Raw genomic sequence first — 22,252 nt, forward strand, 5'->3', positions numbered from 1 at the left:
AAAATCATGAAGTTTTGCGCGATTTATTACATAAAATTTTGAATCATGAAGATTGGGAAGAAATAGCTTCGGCGGCGGCGATGGCGGTACGGCAGAGACTTTTGAATGTTTGACACTAAAGCATAAATTTTACCAATAATTTGTATTTTTGAGAACCATCCAGATGAGTGAAACCGTACTCTCCATATCAATTACTGAATTAATTCCAATGCTGATTGCCATAGCAGATCGCAATTAGACTTGTCCACAAAAGATAAAAAGCTGACTGTGAAGGCGTTACACGAACTATAACTGGGATGAAACACTAATTCTGGCTGAACGCAAAAATAAGGTTTTGGGGATGAAAATACCAAAATTATTCAAAGTTTTCAGAAACATAGCTGGCTCTCCTAGACTAGATATAATAAATTAATACTTGATACTAGGTTAAATCCTTACATAGTCTGGGATTCAAGATTAATAAAGTAAATTTTTATTAAATTTTTAATTCTATTTTGGAAAAACCTTGTTATGTCAATTGTTTCAGCCATTTTTTAGGGTTAATTTATCAGCCCAAGTCTGGGAGAGCCACATAGCTTTCTAAAAAAGAAAATCTAAAGGCTGATAATTCAAAGAGCATGACTTGGTATAAACGAATAATTTAGATGCAACCTAACTAATCCACATACCGCCATTATCACTTGATGATAACGATGTCGAGCTAAAGGAAATCTATCACGAGCTACTCGAAAAGTTTTGACTCTACAGATGAGATGTTCAACACCAATTCTTCTGGAAGATAATTTTTGATTTTCTTCTTTTTGAATCTTGGAAAGTTCAGCTTTTTTGGTTTTTTTATAAGGAGTGGTAATAAATTCTTCCCCTATATAAGCTTTGTCTCCCAGGAATCTTTGTTTGGCATCCAGGTTTTGGCGATTATTTCTAAATAGTTTAATATCGCTGATTTTACCTAACTCTCCAATACAAACATCAACTATATCTTGACCTCCTGGCAATACTATAAATTGATTTTTTAGAGTGTGCATTTTCTTCTTGCCCGAATAATATTTTTTCTGCTCTTGATAATCACTTGGTCTAGCTATGGCTTGTTCTGCACTATCTATTATCAATTCATACTCACTCAGTCGTTCGCATAATTCTTGGTATTTTTGCTCATCTTTCTTTGCTTCTTCTATTTGGGACGCTGGTAAAATTTCTCTCAGAATTTCCACCCAATAATTAAATGTGTTATTTGCTTTTGTTCTCGATACATCAAACAATTGGGAAAGCTTTAAAAAACTTGAAAAGGAATTTGTAGCTAGACACGGCGTAGATGCTTGGGAAGAATTTTTTGCGTTTCGTCTGAAGCCATCACTAGATAAAGAATCTGACCGTTGGCTTTTGATTCAGTGGTGTAACACAGGTATTAAGTCTGTTAAGAATTTAGCATAAACTTCAGCGATCACCGTAGTCAGAAAGAATCGCAAAAAAGACGGAGCTTTGCCCATTTTCTCTTTTGGCTTAATTGTTTGGATATCGCTCCAATTCTCCACAAGCTAATCATAGCGATCGCCTACGGTAAGCTAACATTAACGCACTTTCTGAATAGGTGTGCGGTGAGTGAGCAATCGCATAAACCACCGATAAAATTCAATGTTAAGGTGCGTTACGGTGAATGATGATTTTTCTCAAATATTTTCACCACCTAACACACACTATAAAATAGGCGATCGCACTAAATATGAAGATGAGCATATTTCTTGAAAAATGTAATTTTGTTTATACAAATATTTCCTTTTCTTTATATGTTATTGAATATGATTCTCCTCCTAATTTGTCTGGTATTAACTTTAAACTATAGTTATCAGAAAAAGTAATTAATATGTGCTGATCTTCTTCTACATTCTCAGCCGAAAATATTGATTTTCCAAGCAAAACGAGCAAATTTTTAGAATCATTAATATTATCCCCACTTGCCTCAACAGATCCCGATCCATAATCAATATAGTAGGTATTTTCTATTGAAACATTTAGCTCATCTGTAAATTTCAAAATTACTTGGAAAAGACCTACACATACTTGTATTAGTTCTTTATTAATCATAAAGTCAAAGAAATTAGACTCCATTGATGCTTGCATAGTTTTTAGTAATTTTATTATGGTAAGGGAATATGTGTTTGGCTCGCCGTACCAGGTTTCCCTGTGGCTGGATTAATTGGTTGTCCATAAGAATTGTACTGTCTGTAATACCCTCTTGGATATTGTTGAGTTGGTGGCATTACACGAATAGTATTGGGGTTGCCAGTAGTACCGGGGGGTCGATAAATTGTACCTCCTCTAGAACCCGGTTCAGAAACATAATTAGGAGGAATAACTGGTTGCTGAGGAGGGTTTGTTGGTGGCTCAAAATTTTGAGAGGGTTTTGGAGCATTATCACCATTATCACCATTATCACCATTATCACCACCATCACCATTATCACCACCATCACCATTATCACCGCCATCACCATTATCACCACCATCACCATTATCGCCATTATTTCCAGCATTGCCTCTAGCTCCCTGACTTGCTCCTTTATCAGCATTCTCTGCCGCATCCATAGGGCCAGGTGTCATTGGCAAAATCGCTAACTCCCTGATTAGCTCACGCAATATTTGTCTCAGACCGAAACGTAATGCTTGAATAGCAATAATTGGAGTAACTGTTTGTATTAAAACTCTGTACTCTACAGCTACAGCATTACCGCTAGGGTCAGTTAAATTAACTGGATTATTATGTGCATAAGTATACTTATGTAACGACAAAGGATCATCTTGGAAACCTTCAAAGGAATCCCTAGAAATAAACCGTCCATTATCAGGGTCATAATACCTTGCCCTTAAATAGTACAGGTTGCTATTTTCATCAAATTGCTCCCCAGTAAAGCGGAAATCATTATCTGTACTACCCTGTTGCCCAATCAACCGACCAAAGGCATCGTAAACATAGCGGTCAGTAACATTACCATTGCTATCAGTAACCGCATTTACAGAACCCAAACCAGCTGCATGATTGAAAGACTGCTCACCCTGCTGGTCTTCTTGAGAAATTAAATCTAGACCATAAACGTAGGACTTCAGGGTTGTCCCATCAGGTGCGTATTCTTCCACGACCTGAGCATAATCTTCTTCGGTATCAATTAAATAACGCGTTTCTTTCCCGTTGACAATTACCGTTACCCGATTACCGTCAGCATCATAACGGTACTCAATACGCTCTGTACCTTCGGCTGTAATAACATCTACAGCAATTAAGCGTCCTTTATCATCCCATCTGTAATTTACTGTGTCTGTGCCGTTAACTTTAACAGACAGGGTGCTACCATTTTCATCGTAGGTGTATTCAGTGACTGTACCATTGAGGATTTCTTGTATCAGTCTGTCATTGTTATCGTAGGTATATGTTGTCACACCCTCAACAGAATCATTGCGTGTGAGACGATTTCCTACTGCATCATAGGTGTAACTAATCGTGCGATTTCCGGCTGTCGCATCAGAAATTGCTTCAGTTACAAGACGATAGAGTTGATCATAAGTGTAATTAACCTGTCGTCCATTAGCTTCTTTCACCGCTAAACGGTTTCCTGCTGGCCCCAGGGTGTATTCAAAGCCTGCAATTAACCCAGAAGTTCCTCTTTGTTCTACAGCAATCAGCCTGTCTACGCTATCGTATTGACGAGTTTCTACCGTGTTGTTGGGTAATTCAGTCCGAACTAAATTACCAACAGCATCATATATATACTTTGTTACCCCACCTCTGCGGTCTGTAACCGTCTGCATCCGGTCTAGGGCATCATAGCTATAACCAACTGTCCCCGCAGGAGTTGTTAAGGATATGCGATTACCAGCTAAATCGTAGGTGTAACTAATAGTTCTGCCATCAACTTCAGTACGTGATGTTAATCGATCGCGTTGATCATAAGTGTATCTTGTTACGCCTCTAGCATTTGTTACAGTTGCCCTTTGCAATGTTGGCGTGTAAGTGTAAGTAACAGAACTGCCATCAGCAAAGCCTTCTGCAACTATTTGGTCATTGGTGTTGTATGTATAAGTGATAGTTTTGCCATTAAAATCAGTAACGCTGCTGATATTGCCAACTGCATCATAGGTTGTCGTTGAACGTTGACCCAAGGGTAATATAGTTGCAAGACGCTGATTGACTACATCATACTGATATGCGGTTGTGTTACCTTTAGCATCTTTTTGGCTAAGTAAATTACCGTCTGCATCGTAACTGTATTCTGTACGTTGACCAAGGGCATCAACCACAGCCGTTAGTCTATCGAGGGCATCATATTCAAACTGAGTAGTAATACCAGCTTGGTCTGTTTCCGCAATTACCCGACCTAGCGCATCATAAGTCGTAATTGTTTTTGTGCCATCAGGGTAGCGATTTTCTACGACTTGACCTAATGGGTCATAAACAAACTGAGTGGCGCGATTGAGAGCATCAGTAATTGTTATTAGTTCACCTGCCGCATTATAAGCATAGCGGGTGAGATTATCTAAAGCATCACGGACGAGGATTTGACGATCAGCCGCATCATATCCGTACTCGGTGCGATTTCCTCGCTCGTCAATAAAACCAGTTAAACGACCAGCCGCATCATATTCATTACGAGTCCTGGGGTTATCAGTCAGATTATCTGGTGTACCGTCAGGCGCAATAGTTTCAATTAAACGACCTAGCGCATCATAAACAAAGATAGTTGTCCGTCCACCCCTGTCTGTATAACTTGTCCGTCGTCCATTAGCATCGTAGGTAAATTGCTCAGTTGTACCGTCAGGGTAGCGATTTTGGGTTAACTGTCCTTGGGGGTCGTATCTAAATTCTCTGCGACGACCCAAAGCGTCAATTGTGGCAGTGCGATCGCCTAGCGCATTGTACTCAATTCGGCTAACATTACCTAACGCATCGGTAACGCTAGTGGGACGACCTTCCGCATCATAACTAAAGCGAGTAGTATTGCCTAAAGGTGTAGTAATGCTCAATAAGTTTCCGTTACCATCGTAGGTCATACCAGTTTTCTGGTTGAGCGCATCAATGATACCTGTTATGCGACCTTGGCTATCATACTGATACTTGGTTGTCTGGCTTTGAGGACTGGTGACTGTTGTAACATTCCCCCTACCGTCGTAAACATAAGTAGTTGTATTTCCGGCTGCATCCCTTTGGCTGACAAGATTACCTTGGCTGTCGTAAGTATTTTGGGTTGTGTTACCAAGGGGGTCAGTTACCGTCAAAACTTGGTTAAGGTTATTATAGGTGTAAGTTGTAGTTTGATTTAACGCATTGGTTTGGGTGAGTAGATTCCCCCTGCTGTCATAGGTATAAGTTGTTGTATTATTCAGTGGGTCTTTGGCACTTAGAAGATTATTATTGGCATCATAAGTTCTTTGTGTGACACCGCCCAAAGCATTAATTTCACTGATAATATTCCCGCGATTGTCATAAATCAGCGTTGTTCTATTACCTAACCCATCAGTAATAGTTTGTACTGAAGCATTGGTGTCAAAGCCAAGATTAGTTATATTACCATTGCCATCAATAATCCTGGCTAATCGTCCTTGCTCATCATACTCAGTCCGTACACCCTTACGTCCCAGTGGGTCAATAATCTCAGTTAAGTAACTTGGGAGTTGAGTATCGTAGACAAACTGCGTTTTATTGCTGTTGCGATCGCTCACACTTACTAAGTTACCCTGAGCATCATAACTGTAAGAGATCGCTTTACCAGCCGGATCAATAATCTCTGTAATCCGCCCTTGGGCATCGCGCTTGAAGGTGATAGATTGACCAGTAGAACTGAAAATACCTGCATTAGTGTAAGTTAGCTTATTACTATTGCGGTCAGTAATATCTAAAAGCCCTTGGTACTGGTCGTAGCGGTAAGTAGTTCCATCCCTAGTAATGAGGCGATACTGTGAGGGGTTGTAAGTAAAGCCAAACAAATATAGTCCCGTGGAACCATTACTACGGACTGTTAAAGGTGTATAGTCTACTTCCAACTTGTCATAAACACCTGCATCCGGTGTAAAGTTGGGTTTGTAACGCACACCCAGTAACCCACCACCATCAGGTATGGGATTAAAGGTAAAACCAACACGACGACCATCAGGTGTAGTTAAAGTGACGCGAGTACCAACTGTAAAGGAGTTACCGCCGAAGAAATCATCAAGGCTTAAATCTACACCAGTCGAGGAAGCTTCTTGAATTTGAGCATCTTGGAAACCTAAACTCCAACCATAACCAAAGTCACCAGAGAATTTTGCATCCAAGCTATCGTAACGACGTTGTATTTCAATCGGGATTCCTGTTAACGGAATAGATAAATCAGTGAATGATAAAGCAAAGCGTCCGGGTTTATTTTCACCTGAAATACTCAGAACTACCCCTTCACTGGTAATTAGTCCGTTGACATCCTGTGCAGTGACTCGGAAAAAGTAACTGTCATTGCGGAGAATAGTCGGGTCAATTTGACCGAGAACTGCATTTACTCGATTGCTATTACCCTGAGCAATGATGATATAGTCGGGGTCAGCTTCCGCAGGATTATTCAGGTCAATCAGACTGACTGGGGCATACTCTACCCGATAAAATTCCAAATTATCATCGGTGACAGTACCGACAAGATCCGTCAAATTGGTGATGAGTCCGCCAGTTGCCTGGAATTTAGATGTATCAATAGTGACTACTGGAGCTTGATTGTCTGCGGGGGCGAATACACGCACTTGCAGCGATTTTGTACCAATATTACCCGCCGCATCTCTGGCTTGAGCCAAAACTTCAAAGACACCAGATTGATTGAGTGTAACCGTAGCTGTTTGGATATTTCCAGCAATGAATTGTCCGGGATTGAGTACCAATGGTGAACCATTGAAGGTGAGGTTGAGGGATTTTACACCCACATTGTCAGTAGCCCGTACCTGAAGTTTTAGGGTTTCTCCTGGTTTGAATAAACTACCGTTATTACCTAAATCAACTAGTGGTGCTTCTGTATCACTGGCGACAGTTAAGTTGTAAGATTGGGTAGCAACTCCGCCACGTCCATCTTCGACTTTGATGGTAATGGGATACTGACCTAAATTATTTGGCTTCCAGGTGAGGCGACCTAAGTTATCAACAATAACTCCCTGTGGAGTATTAACTAAACTGTAGGTGAGGCGATCGCCATTAGCATCTGTCGCTCGAATATCATAGCGGTAGTCTTGCCCTTGAGTAACATTGATAATAGGGTTAGAAATAATTACTGGTGCATCGTTGGCAGCAACTTTCACTTTGAAAGATTGAATTGCCCGTCCGCCTGCGGCATCCGTTGCTACCACTATCACAGGCACTTCACCTTGGAAGGTAGATGTAGTTTGCCACTTAATCAATCCCGTTTGTGGGTCAATGGTCATGCCATTAGGATTATTTTGTAGCGAGTAGGCGATCGCGCTTCCTTCCGGGTCGATCGCATCTACGTCATACTGGTACTCTGTTCCTGGTGTAACTGCTACTACAGGTTTTGAGGTAATGCTAGGTAAGAGATTTGGTGCTTTTTCTAATACCTGTAGCCTGAAAGTTTGAATATTAACTCCACCTTGACCATCATTGACCAAAATTTCAATTTTCTGTTCACCTAATTGGCCCGGTGTCCATTGAATTAATCCAGTCTTAGCATCAATGGTCATGCCATTAGGTGGATTATTAATCAGGCTGTAAGTGAGGGGGTCATTTTCTGGGTCAGTGGCTTTAACTTGATAGGTGTAAACCTGATTTAAAACGCCGATAGTTGGCGGAGTAGAAATAATTGTCGGTGGTAAGTTAGCACCTCTAACGGTAATGGTGAACTTCTGCTCGGTTAATCCACCTTGGCCATCAAAAGCTTCAACAATGACTTCATGGCTGCCGATTTGGTCAACTCTCGGTGTCCAGCGTAATTTACCAGAGATGGGGTCAATAGACATCCCTTGGGGTGCTTGGCTCAAGTTGAGGACAACTGGATCTCCATCCGGGTCACTGGTGACAATATTGTATTGATACTGACGGTTAGCAGTGGCAACTAGAGGTGCTTTTGAGTCGATGCTAGGTGCTTGATTGCTGTTCTGGCTAATAACGTTAATAGTAAATGTCTGCGTGACAGGAGTACCACGACCATCAGAAACTTTGAGGGTAACGAAATTAGCACCAAATTGTGCGGCAGTAGGTGTCCAACGGACTATCCCTTCCTCGTCTACAGTCATACCTGTGGGTGCATTGTCAAGGCTGAAGGTGATGGGGTCACCATCTGGGTCAGTGGCTTCAGCAATGTAGTAATAGTTACTGGCAAGACGGATGCGATCTCGTGGGGTGGAGGTGATAGTGGGTAAATTATTGTTAGCACTAGCAACTACTGTGAGAGTGTAGTTTTGGGTAGTAGTTGCGCCTTTGCTGTCGGTAATGGTAATTTCTACAGAGCGATCGCCTAGTTGGGCAATTGTGGGAGTGTAGTTAATCACGCCTGTAGTGGCATTAATAGTCATGCCTATTGGCGCATTAGTCAAGTTGTAGTTTAGGTTATCCCCTTCTGCATCTTGAGCGCGGACGCGATATTGATAAGGAACGTTTGCAACTGCTTGGACTGGTGGAGTGGAAGTAATAACAGGTGCAGTATTAGCAGCATTAACTTGAATTTGGAAAGCTTGCAGAGTTACTCCACCATTGCTATCCCGTACTCGTAGGATTATGTCATGAACACCAGTTTGGTCAATTTGGGGATTCCAGACAAGGATACCTGTGTTTTCATCAATGGCCATTCCTTCTGGTTTTACGGGTAGATCAAAGATGAGGCGATCGCCATCTGGATCTGTGGCTTTGGCATTGTAGCGTAGGAGTTCTCCGACTGAGGCGATGGTTGGGGCTGTACTAGTAAATACTGGTGGTTTGTTCGGGTTTATTTCTCCAGTTTTTTGATTGCCAAAATTGATGTTTTCAACAATTTCACCTGCTTTTAAATTAACTGTATAAAAATCAGGTTTTGATAAATCTTCAGATGTAATTGTGACATTAAATGAACCAAAATTGTTATACCATTCATACCCATCCATTGTTCCTAAGAATAGGCGATTTGCTCCTTGTGGAATAACTACCTGTTGGCGCACACCTTGATTGTTTATTCCATCACCAATAAAGAAGACTTGCTTTAATTGAGGAGTCAGTATTGTGTAATTAATTCCACCAGGAACGTTACCTGAATTATTAAAATCTAGCTGGCTAGGAGCAGATGTTAAGTTAGGTTGTTCCGTTCCCAAGAAGACACCAACTAAACTATTGATTGGAGCGATTAGATTAGCAACTCCATTTTCTGCTAAAGTTGCATGAGAAAAGAAGGTACCACCATCTGGGGTTAAACCTGAAGGGAAAGGATCATTGTTAACGCTACCTGTAGCATTAAACGCTAACTTAGAACCAACAAAAAGTGGGAAGTTAGAAATATTGATTGGAGATTGAGCCGGAGCTACATCAGAAAAACTGGCAGTAGAACCATTAGGCATTCCAGCTAACCAGATATCACTTGTGCCTGGAATATTTACTGCTACTGATTTACTAGGTATGTTTACACTAGGAAATGTCTGTTGATAACCATGAGGAACTACTTCTCTGACAATATAGTTTCCTGGGTGTAATCCAGTGAACTTATATTGTCCTGTTTCATCAATATCTAGGGTATTTGGGTCATCAAATGCTGTTATCTGAATTGGTTCATCGTCATCTAGTAACCCATTATTATTTAAGTCAAGATAAACAGTTACACCAGATAATCCAGGTTCATTATTACGGATTCCATCTCCGTTAATATCTTCCCACTTTGTCCCCCGAATCTCACTAGCAGCATTATTCAACACTTCAACAATAAAATCTTGGGTATCAAATCCACCTTTACCATCTTCCACTTGAACTGTAAATTCATATTGCCCAGGCTCTGCTGATTGGGGATACCATAATAATTCGCCTGTTTGTTGATCAATTAGCGCACCATCTGGGGCTTTTATTAGAGAATAATTCAAAGAATCTTTATCAGGGTCAACTGCTTTTATCTGATATTCATAAGGTGATATACCTGCTGTCGCCAAGGGAAAGTTAAGTGTAAAAACTAAGTCATTAAAATCTCTATCGCCTCCATAGGCTAAATCTTCCCAGGCAAATTGTGTCGTTCCTGCAACTCGGTCTATTGTAGCGATTAAATGGTCAAATTTATCGTCTGGATTGGCTTTAGAAAAAGATAAAAACGCTAATGGTTCTTGAGTAACTAGATTATTAGGATTGATGGAAAGGAAGTTGGCAGTAGTATTATTTGCAATAATATAGAATCCATATAAACTACCAGCTTCTAAATTAACCTCTGTTTTTGCTCCAAATTGCTGATCGTTTCTAAATATAACCTGATAGTTATCGAAACCAAGGGCTTTTTGTGAATATCCCGCATCACCAGGAAGTAAATTTCCTACCTGTCCTTGAGAATTTAGTACCTTATAAATTCCAAATTCATTACGATAACTGTCTCCAAAACCAGGCCCACCAAAAACCCAATCAAAAGTTACTTTGACTTGATTTCCAATTACCCCAGGAACTAGCAAAACTTGATCATTTTGAGAACCAGATACAGTTTCACTCAACAATAAATCTTTCGGAGGTTCACTAATAATTACAGGTGCATAGTTTCCGCTTTCCGGTTGCACAAAAATTGAAAAATTCTGCTGGGTTACTCCCCCTTTTCCATCACTAACTTCTACCGTTGCTTCCTGTTGACCAAGTTGCTGACTTGTTGGTTGCCAACGAATTAGTCCTGTATCTGGTTCAACCCACATTCCTGTCGGGGATTTTACCAATTTATAAGTTAGCGTATCACCATCTGCATCTATCGCTGCAACATCATAAGTGTAAGCACCTTGCACATTGAAGCGAGGATCATAAACTCCATAAAGCCCTTGTCCATTTTGACTTTTAGCAATTAGTACACTGGCATTATCTTGAGAATCTAGATCAATGATGGTCTGACCATTTTGTTGAAAGAGCTGCTTAATTCCTGCAAAAATTGGGTGAGGAGAAGGATTAAGAGGAATGTTTCCATAAATCTCATTCCATTGATTTGCTAATGAAAACCCAAAAGTTGTTAAGAAAGGTTGCCATGCTGCCGCTTCAGTAGCTGGTTGAATAAAACTACCAGTAATTCCTGAACCTGTTAAAAGATAAACATTACCACCAGTTTTGACATAATCAATTAATATTTGATTATCGGCTGGGAAACCGCCAACAAAAACACCATCATATTTCTGTAGTGTTTCTAAGGTAAAGGGAATCTGTGTACTAACTGTCCATTGATGTCCAGCATCAGTAAAAGCTTGGGCTAGTTTAGTTCCTGTAATGCCAAAATTATTGGAATAACCTAAGAATGAACCTTTCTTGCCATCTGTAAAAAAGTTAGCGATATTGCTGACAAATGATTTAGCATCCGTCGGAGCATTATTAAAACCTAAGTCACTTAAAGTCCATTCATCGTTAGCGACAATAATTTTACCTAATGAACTTTGAGTGATTCTAGCATCCACTACAGGGGTAGATGTAACCACTGGTGGCCGATTAGGTGGAGGTGTGATTACACCCAAAACAAAATCTTGCTGGTCAACCCCACCGCGACCATCTTCTACTTGGACGGTTACTGTATAGTTACCAACTGCACTAGCCGCAGGTGTCCAACTAATTTTACCTGTAGCTCCATCTATTACCATTCCTTCAGGAGCTACTAACAATGAGTAGGTTAGTGTGTCATTATTAGCATCTATAGCTTTGGCTTCATAGACATAAGGTTTACCCACCAATGCTTCTACATCAGGTTCACTAACAAATTCCGGCGCAATATTTAACTGTCCTAAGAAGACTAATTCGTAATTAAATTGCACCTGCTGAGGATTGAAGAAACTGATAGTCCGAGTTAATATCTGTTCGTTGGGGTCAAGACTGCCATCTGTTACTAAGTTGCTTAAATTGAAATATAGCAACCCTTCTGGTGTCACTCCATCTGCTCCCACTACCTGCACAGATGGGTCACTCAAAGATTTAATAGCTACAACTAAGGGAGCATCAACTACATAAGTACCTACATTCTTAACTGCAATATCAGCATATAAAAGCTTGGTGTCTTGATTAAATGATGTCCGCCGATATTCAGGGGTGAAACTACTGCTAACATCTGACAGAAGTTGAAAATTAATCTGTGAATTAGCTGCTGTTATACTTACCTCTGGAGTAATGGCAACAGGTGTAATTCCTGTTTCTGGTGATATTTGTATATTACTTAAACGAACTGTAGTATTGGTATCACCATCATTGTTAACTAATCGAAAAATAACTTTTGCTGACCCTGGTGTTAATCCTGCCAAATTCACTTTGAGTGTCTGACCTTCTATAGTCGCACCAGCAGCTAAAGCTACACCTTGGCTTTCAGTGATATTCAAGAAAGCATCTCGATTAGCTTTTATTGTATGTACTAAGGAGTTACCTTGGGTATCCACTAAGGCAACTTCAAAAGCATCTTTAATACTATCTGAATCTGTGGTATCAAAGTTGAGATCACTATAAGTGAAGCTGAGAATTGATGTCGTTGCAGGGATAGTGATCGTTTGCTCGTAATTCTTTAAAAAGAAGTTATCTTCCCGCAGCACAATTCCAGAGCCATTAACTGTCACATTTAAAGTGTTAGTAGTAGTTAAAGCTCCTCCATTACCGCTATTACCCAAATCATTTACCGTGAACGTAACAGTATCGTTACCACTAAAATTGGGATTACCACGATAAATTAAATTTGCTAGTGCTTTGTTAATTGCCGGGAGATTTCCAGTGAAAGTTACACTACTGCCAGTGTTACCGTCGCCTGTAGTAAAAGTAAGTCCAGTGGTTGAACCAAGAGTTAATATCCCTTGATTTGCTGTCACAGTTACCTGCAACTCACCATTACCTGCATCGACATCACTGATACTAATACCAGTAATGGTTAAATCAGTATTCTCTGCCACAAATTGAGCTTGCGGAAGTGCGATCGCTGGTGCTTCATTGACATTGGTAATGCTAACACTAAAAGCCTTTTCAAAGAATAAACCACCAGCATCAGTAGTTCTGACTCTAATTTTATATGTAGGCTTCGTTTCAAAATCTGGATATTCAGTAATAATTAATTTATTGCCGACAATCTTAAATACATCATTATCTTCATCTCCTTCGCCATTTACTAAACTATAAACATGAGTATTCTGTAGATTTGGATCAATTGTATTAAAATCACCAATAACGCTATCTGGAGGTATATTTTCACTATTATTAGTTAAATTTAAATTAATTCCTATTGGAGATTTATTAACTACATCAGGTGTGGCAAAATTAAAGCGGAATATCAAATCATTATAATCTCTATCTCCACCACCAAATAAATCTTCCCAAGCTAACTCGTTCTGAGCTTGATGATGAACATGATTTAGTCCATCAGGATTAGCAGCACTATATGAGAAAAAGGCATTTATTGACTTCCCTGGGAGATTGGTGGGGTTGTCACTCAAGAATTGCTCAGTTGTCCCATTACTTATTAAATACCAACCTATATATTGCCCTGCTGGTAAATTTAAATTAACTGTAGTTAATTCTGGTTGATCAAAATCAAAAATGACTTGTCTTCTGTCCGCCGATAAAGCAGCGTTTATATAATTGGGATTATCTGGAGTTAGATTGCCAATTCTGCCATAGGCATCATCAACTAAAAATAAACCCATTTCATGTTTGAATTTCGCATCTCTGCCAATCAAGCTAATTTGAGTAGGAACAATCTGCCCTATTTCTCCCGGAGTCTTTAATCCTAAAAGGCTAACATTAAAGACCACATCATTAAAATCTTGATCGCCACCATTAACTAAATCTTCCCAGCGCAATTGCCATATACTATCTCCCATGCTTTTGCTTTTTACATGGTTAAAATTGTCGGGATTAGCATTGTTGATTGAGAAGAATACTAAGGTCTTTTTGTCTAATTGATTTTGTGAATTTGTTGTTAACCAGTTCTCGGCTGTATTATTTTGAATTAGATAAAAAGCTAGGTATTGTCCTTCTTGAAACGTCAATTGTCGCCAATTACCAGCCCTTTGACCAGAAGAAAATAATACTTGACGAGAAGCAGAAGTTAATGCGGCTTGTGCATATCCAGCTTCAGTCGGCTTAATTCCATTAACTCGTCCCTGTTCGTCAACAACAAATACACCAATTTCATTATTATAAGCAGCTTCTCTTGCTGTCCATTGAAATAATAATGTTGTTCCTTCATTGTTATCTCCAGGAACACGTAGCACTTCACCTAAATTATCTAAACGAGTAATAGCTGAATTTTTATCTAATGAAGCTTGTTCTATACTGATTAATTGACCATCTAACAAGCGTATAGCATGATCATCTTCTGCTTTGAGTGCTTGTATTTGTGCTGGTGTTAACTCAAATTCATCTACTAGTGCAGCAAATATCTCTCCTTCATCTCCAGGAGAGTCCTCTGGATTTAATTTTGAATCTATGTAGTGTCCAAGTTCTTCAGTCAGAACTCTTGCAATAGCATCAGTAGAATTTTGTTCTACAAATTCTTGTGCTAGATAAATTGTGTTCGTTTGCTGGCTAAATGCACCTCTAGCTTGGAGAGCTTCTACTTTGACAATTTTTATTTCGGGTGAGTTTTTCCCTAGGGCTAAGTCGTTGATTAAAGCTGAAGCGGTTTCTTCTTGCCATCCACTTCCAAAAGCTAGTTGCAAGCTATCACGGTAATTGGACTGTTGAAGGAAATTTTTTAATGAGTCTTTTATTTGTAACAATGATATATTGACAGCTTCTGCATTTACTACTAGAGAGGCTCCAAAAAACGGATCTAATTTTGCAGGATAATTGGAATTAACCACTGTTGATGATGGTAAATCATCAGTAGTCAATACCGGAATCTCTAGTTTTTCTGCTCCTAGCAAACTGGAAGGCAACTTTTCTACTGTTCCTAGCTGCCAATCGGAAGTTTGAGCAAAAAGCAGATTTGGATCGTTAAATGTAAAGTTGTTTTGGTCAAAAATGCTTATTCCGGTATCCATTGGGGGTGCTGGCCCTAATTTTTAGTTAAGTCGTCATCAATCCGTTGGTTTAATTTCTCTAGCTAAATTCAAAAGCTGGTTTCAACAACTTCAAACCTTGCTATTTGTCAATTTCGCGTCAACCAAATGCACTGCCAGCATGGAATCTAACAAAGTTTTTAGTTTGACTGAATTTGATAAAAACCGTCTCAATCAGAAAAACTGATATATTTCAGTTTCCCCTATTTATATGCTTCTAGATAAAAATAAGTATTCCTTTGCGCTTTTATTACATGATTATACTGATTGAAGTATAAAGTTTATATAGCGTTTTGCTAAATTTTCATGAATTGTTAGTAATTTTACAGATTATCCTATTAGCTGCTTAAAAGCTGACACCTATAGAAATTACTTGTTTTTTTGTTTTACGAAACAGATGGAAACAGAATCGTATCGGTTGACGCTGTATTGATTGGATAGCCTTCAGAATTAAAAAACTTGCTGTTAACAAGCTCTTTGAGTGTTTCTACATCTGTTTGCCACTTGTCAATCACTGCACCTATAGCAACCAACCGTGCTGTTGGTTCTTCTTGATTGATCACATGGCTGAAATTCGCCGAAAACAAAACTGCTGGCTTAGTAGTTTGGTCTGGATACTGTAACTGAGCTTCATTAATATCCAGATATAGCCGTGTTTCATCCAGTGTGTAAACTAAACGCACAGATGCTTCCACAGGCGCAGAGCCAAAATCTTGCCATGCTCCAGCCTGGAGGAGTTTACTAAAGGTGTAATTGCGTGCGCTCAAGTTTTTTGGCTCGTAAGGTGCAAGTCCTCGTAAGTTAATTCCCACGCCCTGATAGTTCACTTGTTTGACTGTCTGAATATACTTATTTGTGATCGCCCCAACTTGTACATCGTTTACTTCTTTATTGGCAATCGCCTCTGCAAAAATCACTCTATTGACCTCTGCAACTATGCTCACTCCATTCTGGTAAACAACCTGCGCCGCAGTATTACTTACAACTGGTGGTCTAGCTAATTCCCAATCACTAGGGACAATCCCTGTGTATTTCAGGAAGTCGGCGGTCAAAATGCTGGGGTTTTGCTGCTGAACAGCGATTGCAATTAACAGTTCTTGAACTTGAAAATTTTGAATCATATTGCTCTGATTTATATACGCAAAGATAAAATTTAATGTGTTTTTATGTCTCTTGATACGAGAATACACTTATGTAACTATCTTTAGGAATACATTTTTAATAAAGATTGTGTAAAAATTGATAGATATACTTAAATCTATGGTTATCATCGAGAAAATCAGAGATTTGAAAAATATTACATTGGGTTAGCCTCCCCAATGGCTCCAAAAACCTCTGCACCGACTCCTCCAACTCACTCGAATATACCTGACTAATGCGATCGCATATCTCCTGCATCTGCTGACATTCTTGGGGCAAATAATTGTAGGACTTTAGGTATTGCAACCCAACCGTATACTCGCCATCCCAGGTTTTTGCGGTACAACTAAATTCACCCACATGGTTAACTATGCCCCAACACCCACCCTTACCTCTGAGTTCTGGGTTGTCCTTTGCGAGAATTTGGCAGACTTCTCCGACTTGGTAGGTATTGGGGATTTTGGTACGCTCCATTATCCTTTTTACGACATCCTTGACGATGCGGCCAGTTGGTACTTTACCGCCAGTTTCTTCCACAGCAGTTTGCCAAGCCTCCTGCTGTTCTTGAGGCTCAAGCTTTGCCAGTGGTCGAACTTGTCCTTCGGCAGTTGGTAAAATGTCCACAACAGCCGCCGCATCAATTAACTGGTAGGAACGAGAACGATTGTAACCGAATCTATCTTTGCAATACTCCTCGAATGTTGTATGAGTAGAACGATAAAGCCGACGATCGCGCAATTCCATCAATGCCTTACCAGCCTCAAAAAATGCTCTCTCAACTCTGCGTTCCAAGTGCAAGCGATCGCTTTGCTCCTGCTCGGTTAGTTCAGGAACTTCAACAGCATTAACGGTAATACTTACGTTAGCAGGATTATCTTGGTCACAGGTATCGTTATCAGAATTATTCGACGGTGTTGTATTACTAAATGTAGTGGAGATAGCTTTTTTACTATAAGGTGGTTGATTAATAGTTCAACCTCTTTTAGTTAAATAAATTTGCTAAGTAGCTGTGCTATGAAGTAAGTTATTATACAAACTATTTAATAGCCTGTCTGCTGCCTATGACCAAACTCGACCGAGTATCAGTAGCCCAACTTCTGAGAAAGTATCGAATTACTGAATCTGTCTTCAAACAGCGTATCGATCTATTAAGAATTCAGCTTGCAAAAGTTGGTAATGAGTTTTATATCAGCGAAGAACAATCAGAATTGCTTGAGCAGTTAGATGTTCACTTGAAAGCGGGTAAGAGTATGGCGGAGTTTAGAATAACTACCCTTCAAAAAGCTTGCCGTGGAAGAGTACAAGCTCAAGGAGATGATATTGCTGAGAACGGAGGTTACAGCTGTTCTTGGGCAAGGATGACTCCTGTTACTGAGCAGGAGGGTTTATTATTTCTTGCTACAATTCAAGCACAATGTAATAAATCTCAGCAAGCAGAACGGCAACAAGCATTTTCTAAAGCTAAACGTTTTGTACAAAATGCAAGTAAGCAGGGTGGTATCGGGCCTGAAGCGCAACCACCTTCGTTTCAAAATACTAAGCGTGCAGTAGGCAATGCTCGTGTTGATATCGAGATTGCAAGTGGACTTACTTTTGTGCCAGAAAAAAGCTCATGACAAATCTCCTTATAGAAGTACAGCAATTTATAGATGCCCATAATCTTGATAGAGCAAGAGAAGAAGTAGCAAAAACTCTCTCTAACTTGAGAACTATCAATGCTAAAGTTCGAGATTTTGCTGCACTGCTTGCTCTAGGCTCACAGCAAGCTTTAGAAATAGGTCTAGGGGTGCTGGGACGTGAAATTCTTAAAAAAGATCCAGAACTCAGCATGGATGCAATATGGCTATTTTTAACCGCAGTTTTGTCTAGACAAACTATTGCAATTGATAGCCCCTCACGAATTAGTATTCTTGGACTTACTTCTAGTGTAGTAGATTGGAAGTTACCTATTTTTACTCTCTTGACTCCTACACTAGATTATTTTTTCAAGGTTAGCCTTTCTCAAGGAAGTGATCTAATTGCTGAACAAACTTTAGATTTCATTGCCACTTATGGAGAGAGTTATGCTAAAGCTCCTCGTACAAATAAACAACTTCAGGAGTTTGAATCTTGCATTAAGAGAGTGCTAGATAAAGTGGATGACTTGGATCTCAAAGAAGCTTGGAATGAAGGAATAGAAGCATTTTATCAATTAGCCAGGGAAAACTGTCAGGAACGGTACTCTGATGAACGTATCTGGTCGGCTGGCAGTCTTTTACTAAAGAATATTTATACAACTCAAGTTTTAAATTCAGATACAGAAATAAGGAATAATTATAAAGTCAAAGAAAATATATCCCGGTTTATCACTTCCTCTCTTTCTGCATTGGGAACAATTTTGGAAGGGGATGGTTTATCTGTTGCAATTCATATCGATAATAATCAAGAGCAAAAGGATTGGTCTAATATTGCTAATGTAATTGACAAGTTAGAGAGATTATTTCAAGAAATTGCAGATGTGACTTTTAGTAATATATCTAAGTTACCTACTTTTACACCTGCACACGCAATACCAGGATCATGGACAATCATTGTTCACATGAACCTTAGTTCTAATCAATCAACGTCTCTTGCGACTGTGATACAATCCCTTTCTCTACTAGAAGATAGTACAGATGAAAGAAATAATTCGTCTTTGTTTAATAGTTGGCAAGACTGTATAGAAAGTTTAAGAAGAGATGAAATTACTGTAGATTTAGCTGTTTCAACTGATGCTTCAGAATTACGCATTATCAAGTCAATTTCTACAAAAGATTTTCCCACTATTCAGGCTTATAGTTCACCTAAAGTTAGAATTTTATCTCAGGATGTTCCCCAGGCTAACGACCTTGAAAGAGTCATACGCTTGGCAGAATTATTAATTCAGTATCCACGTTCTCCATCAATTGTACGGCAACAGTTTTTAGAGACAGATAAAACTGTTGATAGAGATTTCCTTTATTATCAAGCAGCAGCTAAAATTCTTGGGCTTGTCGATGAACGTGTCAGACCAACCACAGCCTGCTCTGTAATGAATCGTTTGCCGTCAACAGAAGCGAAAATGAGATTCCTGGCCTACCAATTCATATCATCAAATGTTGGTTCAGCATGGTTCAATTGGACAAATGCCAATGATCTTTCTGAAATTAAGCCTGAAAATGCAGAACAATTTTTAAATGAAGTTTGTCCATCACTTTCAGAAACTACCGCTAAACGACGTGCTAGAACACTAGAATCTTGGTTAAATATATTCCTTGAACATTGGTAGAGATTTGCAAGTTAAATCATCAGCATTTTATTACAGCATTTTATTAGTTTTTGTTACTTTCATAAAATTAACATTAAACTAATCTCTACTAATATTTAAAACGCCCAACACCCCCAAAATCTCCCTAACCGCCGCTTTCTTCTGCTCCATCTGCTGAATACGCTTCAGTAAGCGTTTGGGAATATACTTTGATGACTTGAGGGTGAGGGTGCGCTCTGTGGGTATTGGTGCTATCTGGCGCATCAGCTATATCTGCGATTATAAACCGGATCGCGCAATCTCACATTTTCGGTGAAATCCTACCATTTTGGATGCAAGTAATAGCAAATTTAGCTTGAACAGCAAGAAGCCTCTCACTCAGTCCGAAAGGACGAGTGATGAGACAGACACTTTGCTCAAGTCGGGAAACCCGCCCACGCAAGTGTCCTCATGAATTGCGCGTGAGTTTACGACAATCTCCCGACGGCAGTTGCTACAAGTCGGGCATTGCCCGCCCAACGCACTGCCTCACCAATGCGACAGCGAGGGAGGGAGATATGGAGGAAACGAACAAAATTTAATCTTCTGGTTGTTGCTGATTTTCAATGTATTTTTTCAAAGTTGAAACGGTAACTCCACCACAACTAGCGATAAAATAAGACCCATTCCAAAAAACATCTTTGCTATAAAAAGTTTTTAAATGTTCAGAAAATTCTTGTCTCAATTTTCTAGACGAAATAGATTTTAAATTATTGACTAACTTGCTGAGTTCTAAGTCAGGATGATATTGGAATAGAAGATGTATGTGATTGTCTTCACCGTTGAACTCAACAAGCTTGCAATCCCACTTTACTAATAACTCCTCAAAGATAGTATGCAGGCGTTCTAGCATTGCTGAGTTAAATGCTCTGCGCCTGTATTTTGTTGTTAAAACTAGGTGAGCTTTCAGGTCACTAACAGACCTCCCCTTGGAAACAAAGTCATTTTTCATTGGATATAGACTTAAATTGAAATCAGTGTATGCTAAAAACATAGCACTGATTTATAAAGGTAGTGATAAACAGTTGAGGACAGCATACCAGTACAGATTACGCCCGACAAAACAACAGGCGACAGAAATAGACAGATGGTTGTCTATGTTGTGCGCCCAGTATAACTATTTGTTGGCAGATAGATTTAACTGGTATGAGCAAAATCGTTGTCCTGTTAATGCTTGTCCTCTTGTTTGTCACCTTCCAGAATTAAGAGATAATCCAGACTATTACTCTCAAAAAAAGACATTACCTGAACTCAAAAAAACGCATCCTCATTATGGCGATGTTTATTCACAAGTTCTACAGGATGTAGTTAAAAGAGTTAAGGTAACTTTTGACCGTTTTCTTAAGGGTGATAGTAATGGCAGAAAAAGCGGTAAGCCAAGGTTTAAATCTCGTAGCAGATACAAAACCTTTACTTACCCACAAATGAAAGATGGTTGTTTGCAGGGTAATTTAATTGATTTACCAAAACTAGGTAAAGTCAAAGTTGTATTGCATCGCCCATTACCTGATGATTTTAAGATTAAAACTGCCTCTATCACCAAAAAAGCTGACGGATATTACTTAACTCTCAGCCTAGAAGATTCTACAGTTCCAGAAATCAAACCAGATATTAATCCAGAATCGATAACTGGTATTGATATGGGGTTGAAAGAGTTTTTAACAACTGCTGATGGTGAAACGGTAGCTATTCCTCAACATTACCGTAAAGCTCAAAAACGCCTGAGAGTTATCCAAAAGCGCGTTTCACGACGTAAGAAGGGTAGTGTTCGTAGAACAAAAGCTGTCAAGCAACTAAGTAAACAACATAAAAAAGTTGCTGACAAGCGCAAAGATTTCCACTTTAAAACTGCTAACAACTTATTGAAAAAACATGACGTAATCGCACATGAAGATTTAAACATCAAAGGACTTTCAAGGTCTAGACTTTCAAAATCTGTACATGATGCTGGTTGGGGTAACTTTTTATCAATACTGACAAACAAAGCCGAAAATGCTGGTTTGTTGGTAATACCTGTTAAAGCATCTGGGACAAGTCAAGAATGCTCTAGTTGTGGTGCAAAAGTACCTAAAAAACTGCATGAAAGATGGCATGACTGCCCACATTGTGGATGTAGTCTTGACCGTGACCACAACGCAGCAATAAATATAAAAAATAGAGCCGAGGGGCATCCGGTTCTTAAAGCTCATCGAGTATCCGAAGCGATAGCTGGATTTGGTGAGAAGCCTACACTGTATGCGATAGCATCAGTGTAGGAGTATGTCACGCAGATTGGGACAATAAACCTGACATATCTAATACTCGCTCTGACCAAGCACTAGCTTGTTCAGACATATTTGTGCGTTCGCTCTCATCAGACCAAAGACTATCAAATTTTAATTTCCACCTAGCTAGTTGAACTTGAATGTTCACCAATTCTTCGGCATATTCTGGTTCAATTTCTGCTGCTGTCCATTCAATAAAACATATAGTTTCATCTGCCACACTTTCAACTGCTTGCGGGTAAGCAATGTTACAAAATGTTCTCAACCTAGCTAAATTTGACGCGATATGACCTAAACGATTTGATGTATTTTCGCCTTGAAACCGTGCTTGCTTTTCATCTAATTTCTGGTTCATATCCACCTATTAACTCCTGAGCGATTTG

The 22,252-nt window shown here is 39.4% G+C and carries 12 protein-coding genes; 4 read left to right on the forward strand and 8 right to left on the reverse strand.

Going from position 1 to position 22,252, the window contains the following annotated elements:
- Positions 1 to 608: 608 nt before the first annotated feature.
- Positions 609 to 1,211 (reverse strand): HARBI1 family protein, encoded by a 603-nt coding sequence (locus H6G28_RS32085; RefSeq protein WP_190676995.1) that lies wholly within the window; start codon positions 1,209 to 1,211, stop codon positions 609 to 611.
- 13 nt (positions 1,212 to 1,224) lie between these two features.
- On the opposite strand from H6G28_RS32085, the gene H6G28_RS32090 reads away from it, so the two are divergent.
- Positions 1,225 to 1,431, forward strand: a complete 207-nt coding sequence (locus tag H6G28_RS32090; RefSeq protein WP_190676997.1) for a hypothetical protein — start codon at positions 1,225 to 1,227, stop codon at positions 1,429 to 1,431.
- A 327-nt stretch (positions 1,432 to 1,758) separates the two neighbouring features.
- Here H6G28_RS32090 and H6G28_RS32095 read toward each other — a convergent pair whose 3' ends face one another.
- The 4 genes from H6G28_RS32095 to H6G28_RS37155 all read right to left on the reverse strand — a co-directional run bounded on the left by H6G28_RS32095 (position 1,759) and on the right by H6G28_RS37155 (position 17,099).
- Positions 1,759 to 2,118, reverse strand: coding sequence for a hypothetical protein (locus H6G28_RS32095; protein ID WP_190677000.1), 360 nt, complete (start codon positions 2,116 to 2,118; stop codon positions 1,759 to 1,761).
- A gap of 17 nt (positions 2,119 to 2,135) precedes the next feature.
- Positions 2,136 to 15,143: a putative Ig domain-containing protein gene (locus H6G28_RS32100; protein WP_190677019.1), complete on the reverse strand. Its 13,008-nt coding sequence runs from the start codon at positions 15,141 to 15,143 to the stop codon at positions 2,136 to 2,138.
- Between the two features lie 404 nt (positions 15,144 to 15,547).
- On the reverse strand, positions 15,548 to 16,282 hold the full coding sequence (locus H6G28_RS32105) for a hypothetical protein (protein ID WP_190677022.1): 735 nt from the start codon (positions 16,280 to 16,282) through the stop codon (positions 15,548 to 15,550).
- A 97-nt stretch (positions 16,283 to 16,379) separates the two neighbouring features.
- A complete protein-coding gene (locus H6G28_RS37155; RefSeq protein ID WP_242054704.1) occupies positions 16,380 to 17,099 on the reverse strand; it encodes a hypothetical protein in 720 nt (239 codons plus the stop codon).
- A gap of 263 nt (positions 17,100 to 17,362) precedes the next feature.
- Here H6G28_RS37155 and H6G28_RS32115 point away from each other — a divergent pair, with 263 nt between their 5' ends.
- Together H6G28_RS32115 and H6G28_RS32120 are read left to right on the forward strand one after the other, a co-directional pair.
- Complete coding sequence (locus H6G28_RS32115; RefSeq protein ID WP_242054705.1) at positions 17,363 to 17,917, forward strand: hypothetical protein; 555 nt, start codon at positions 17,363 to 17,365, stop codon at positions 17,915 to 17,917.
- The gene (locus H6G28_RS32120; protein WP_190677024.1) at positions 17,914 to 19,587 is read left to right on the forward strand and encodes a hypothetical protein; all 1,674 of its coding nucleotides are present in this window, start codon (positions 17,914 to 17,916) and stop codon (positions 19,585 to 19,587) included. Before H6G28_RS32115 ends, H6G28_RS32120 begins: the two co-directional genes overlap by 4 nt.
- 78 nt (positions 19,588 to 19,665) lie before the next feature.
- Here the strand turns inward: H6G28_RS32120 and H6G28_RS32125 are convergent, their stop codons facing one another.
- Together H6G28_RS32125 and tnpA are read right to left on the reverse strand one after the other, a co-directional pair.
- Positions 19,666 to 19,830 carry a hypothetical protein gene (locus H6G28_RS32125; RefSeq protein ID WP_190677026.1) on the reverse strand — a complete coding sequence of 55 codons (165 nt, stop codon included), beginning with the start codon at positions 19,828 to 19,830 and terminating at the stop codon, positions 19,666 to 19,668.
- Positions 19,831 to 20,143: 313 nt separating this feature from the next.
- Positions 20,144 to 20,557, reverse strand: a complete 414-nt coding sequence (tnpA, locus tag H6G28_RS32130; protein WP_190677067.1) for an IS200/IS605 family transposase — start codon at positions 20,555 to 20,557, stop codon at positions 20,144 to 20,146.
- Between the two features lie 73 nt (positions 20,558 to 20,630).
- Here tnpA and H6G28_RS32135 point away from each other — a divergent pair, with 73 nt between their 5' ends.
- Positions 20,631 to 21,860, forward strand: coding sequence for an RNA-guided endonuclease InsQ/TnpB family protein (locus tag H6G28_RS32135; RefSeq protein ID WP_190677069.1), 1,230 nt, complete (start codon positions 20,631 to 20,633; stop codon positions 21,858 to 21,860).
- Between the two features lie 7 nt (positions 21,861 to 21,867).
- Here H6G28_RS32135 and H6G28_RS32140 read toward each other — a convergent pair whose 3' ends face one another.
- Positions 21,868 to 22,224, reverse strand: coding sequence for a hypothetical protein (locus H6G28_RS32140; RefSeq protein WP_190677028.1), 357 nt, complete (start codon positions 22,222 to 22,224; stop codon positions 21,868 to 21,870).
- Positions 22,225 to 22,252: the final 28 nt, after the last annotated feature.

The sequence above is a fragment of the Nostoc sp. FACHB-190 genome, from assembly GCF_014696905.1.
Taxonomy (GTDB): Bacteria; Cyanobacteriota; Cyanobacteriia; order Cyanobacteriales; family Nostocaceae; genus Nostoc_B.

What these genes read in the sequence shown, in the direction of transcription:
- H6G28_RS32115 (WP_242054705.1), top strand. Translation starts at nt 17,363, where the DNA reads ATGACCAAACTCGACCGAGTATCAGTAGCCCAACTTCTGAGAAAGTAT.
- H6G28_RS32100 (WP_190677019.1), bottom strand. Translation starts at nt 15,143, where the DNA reads ATGGATACCGGAATAAGCATTTTTGACCAAAACAACTTTACATTTAAC.
- H6G28_RS32095 (WP_190677000.1), bottom strand. Translation starts at nt 2,118, where the DNA reads ATGCAAGCATCAATGGAGTCTAATTTCTTTGACTTTATGATTAATAAA.
- H6G28_RS32140 (WP_190677028.1), bottom strand. Translation starts at nt 22,224, where the DNA reads ATGAACCAGAAATTAGATGAAAAGCAAGCACGGTTTCAAGGCGAAAAT.
- H6G28_RS32125 (WP_190677026.1), bottom strand. Translation starts at nt 19,830, where the DNA reads ATGCGCCAGATAGCACCAATACCCACAGAGCGCACCCTCACCCTCAAG.
- H6G28_RS32120 (WP_190677024.1), top strand. Translation starts at nt 17,914, where the DNA reads ATGACAAATCTCCTTATAGAAGTACAGCAATTTATAGATGCCCATAAT.
- H6G28_RS32105 (WP_190677022.1), bottom strand. Translation starts at nt 16,282, where the DNA reads ATGATTCAAAATTTTCAAGTTCAAGAACTGTTAATTGCAATCGCTGTT.
- tnpA (WP_190677067.1), bottom strand. Translation starts at nt 20,557, where the DNA reads ATGAAAAATGACTTTGTTTCCAAGGGGAGGTCTGTTAGTGACCTGAAA.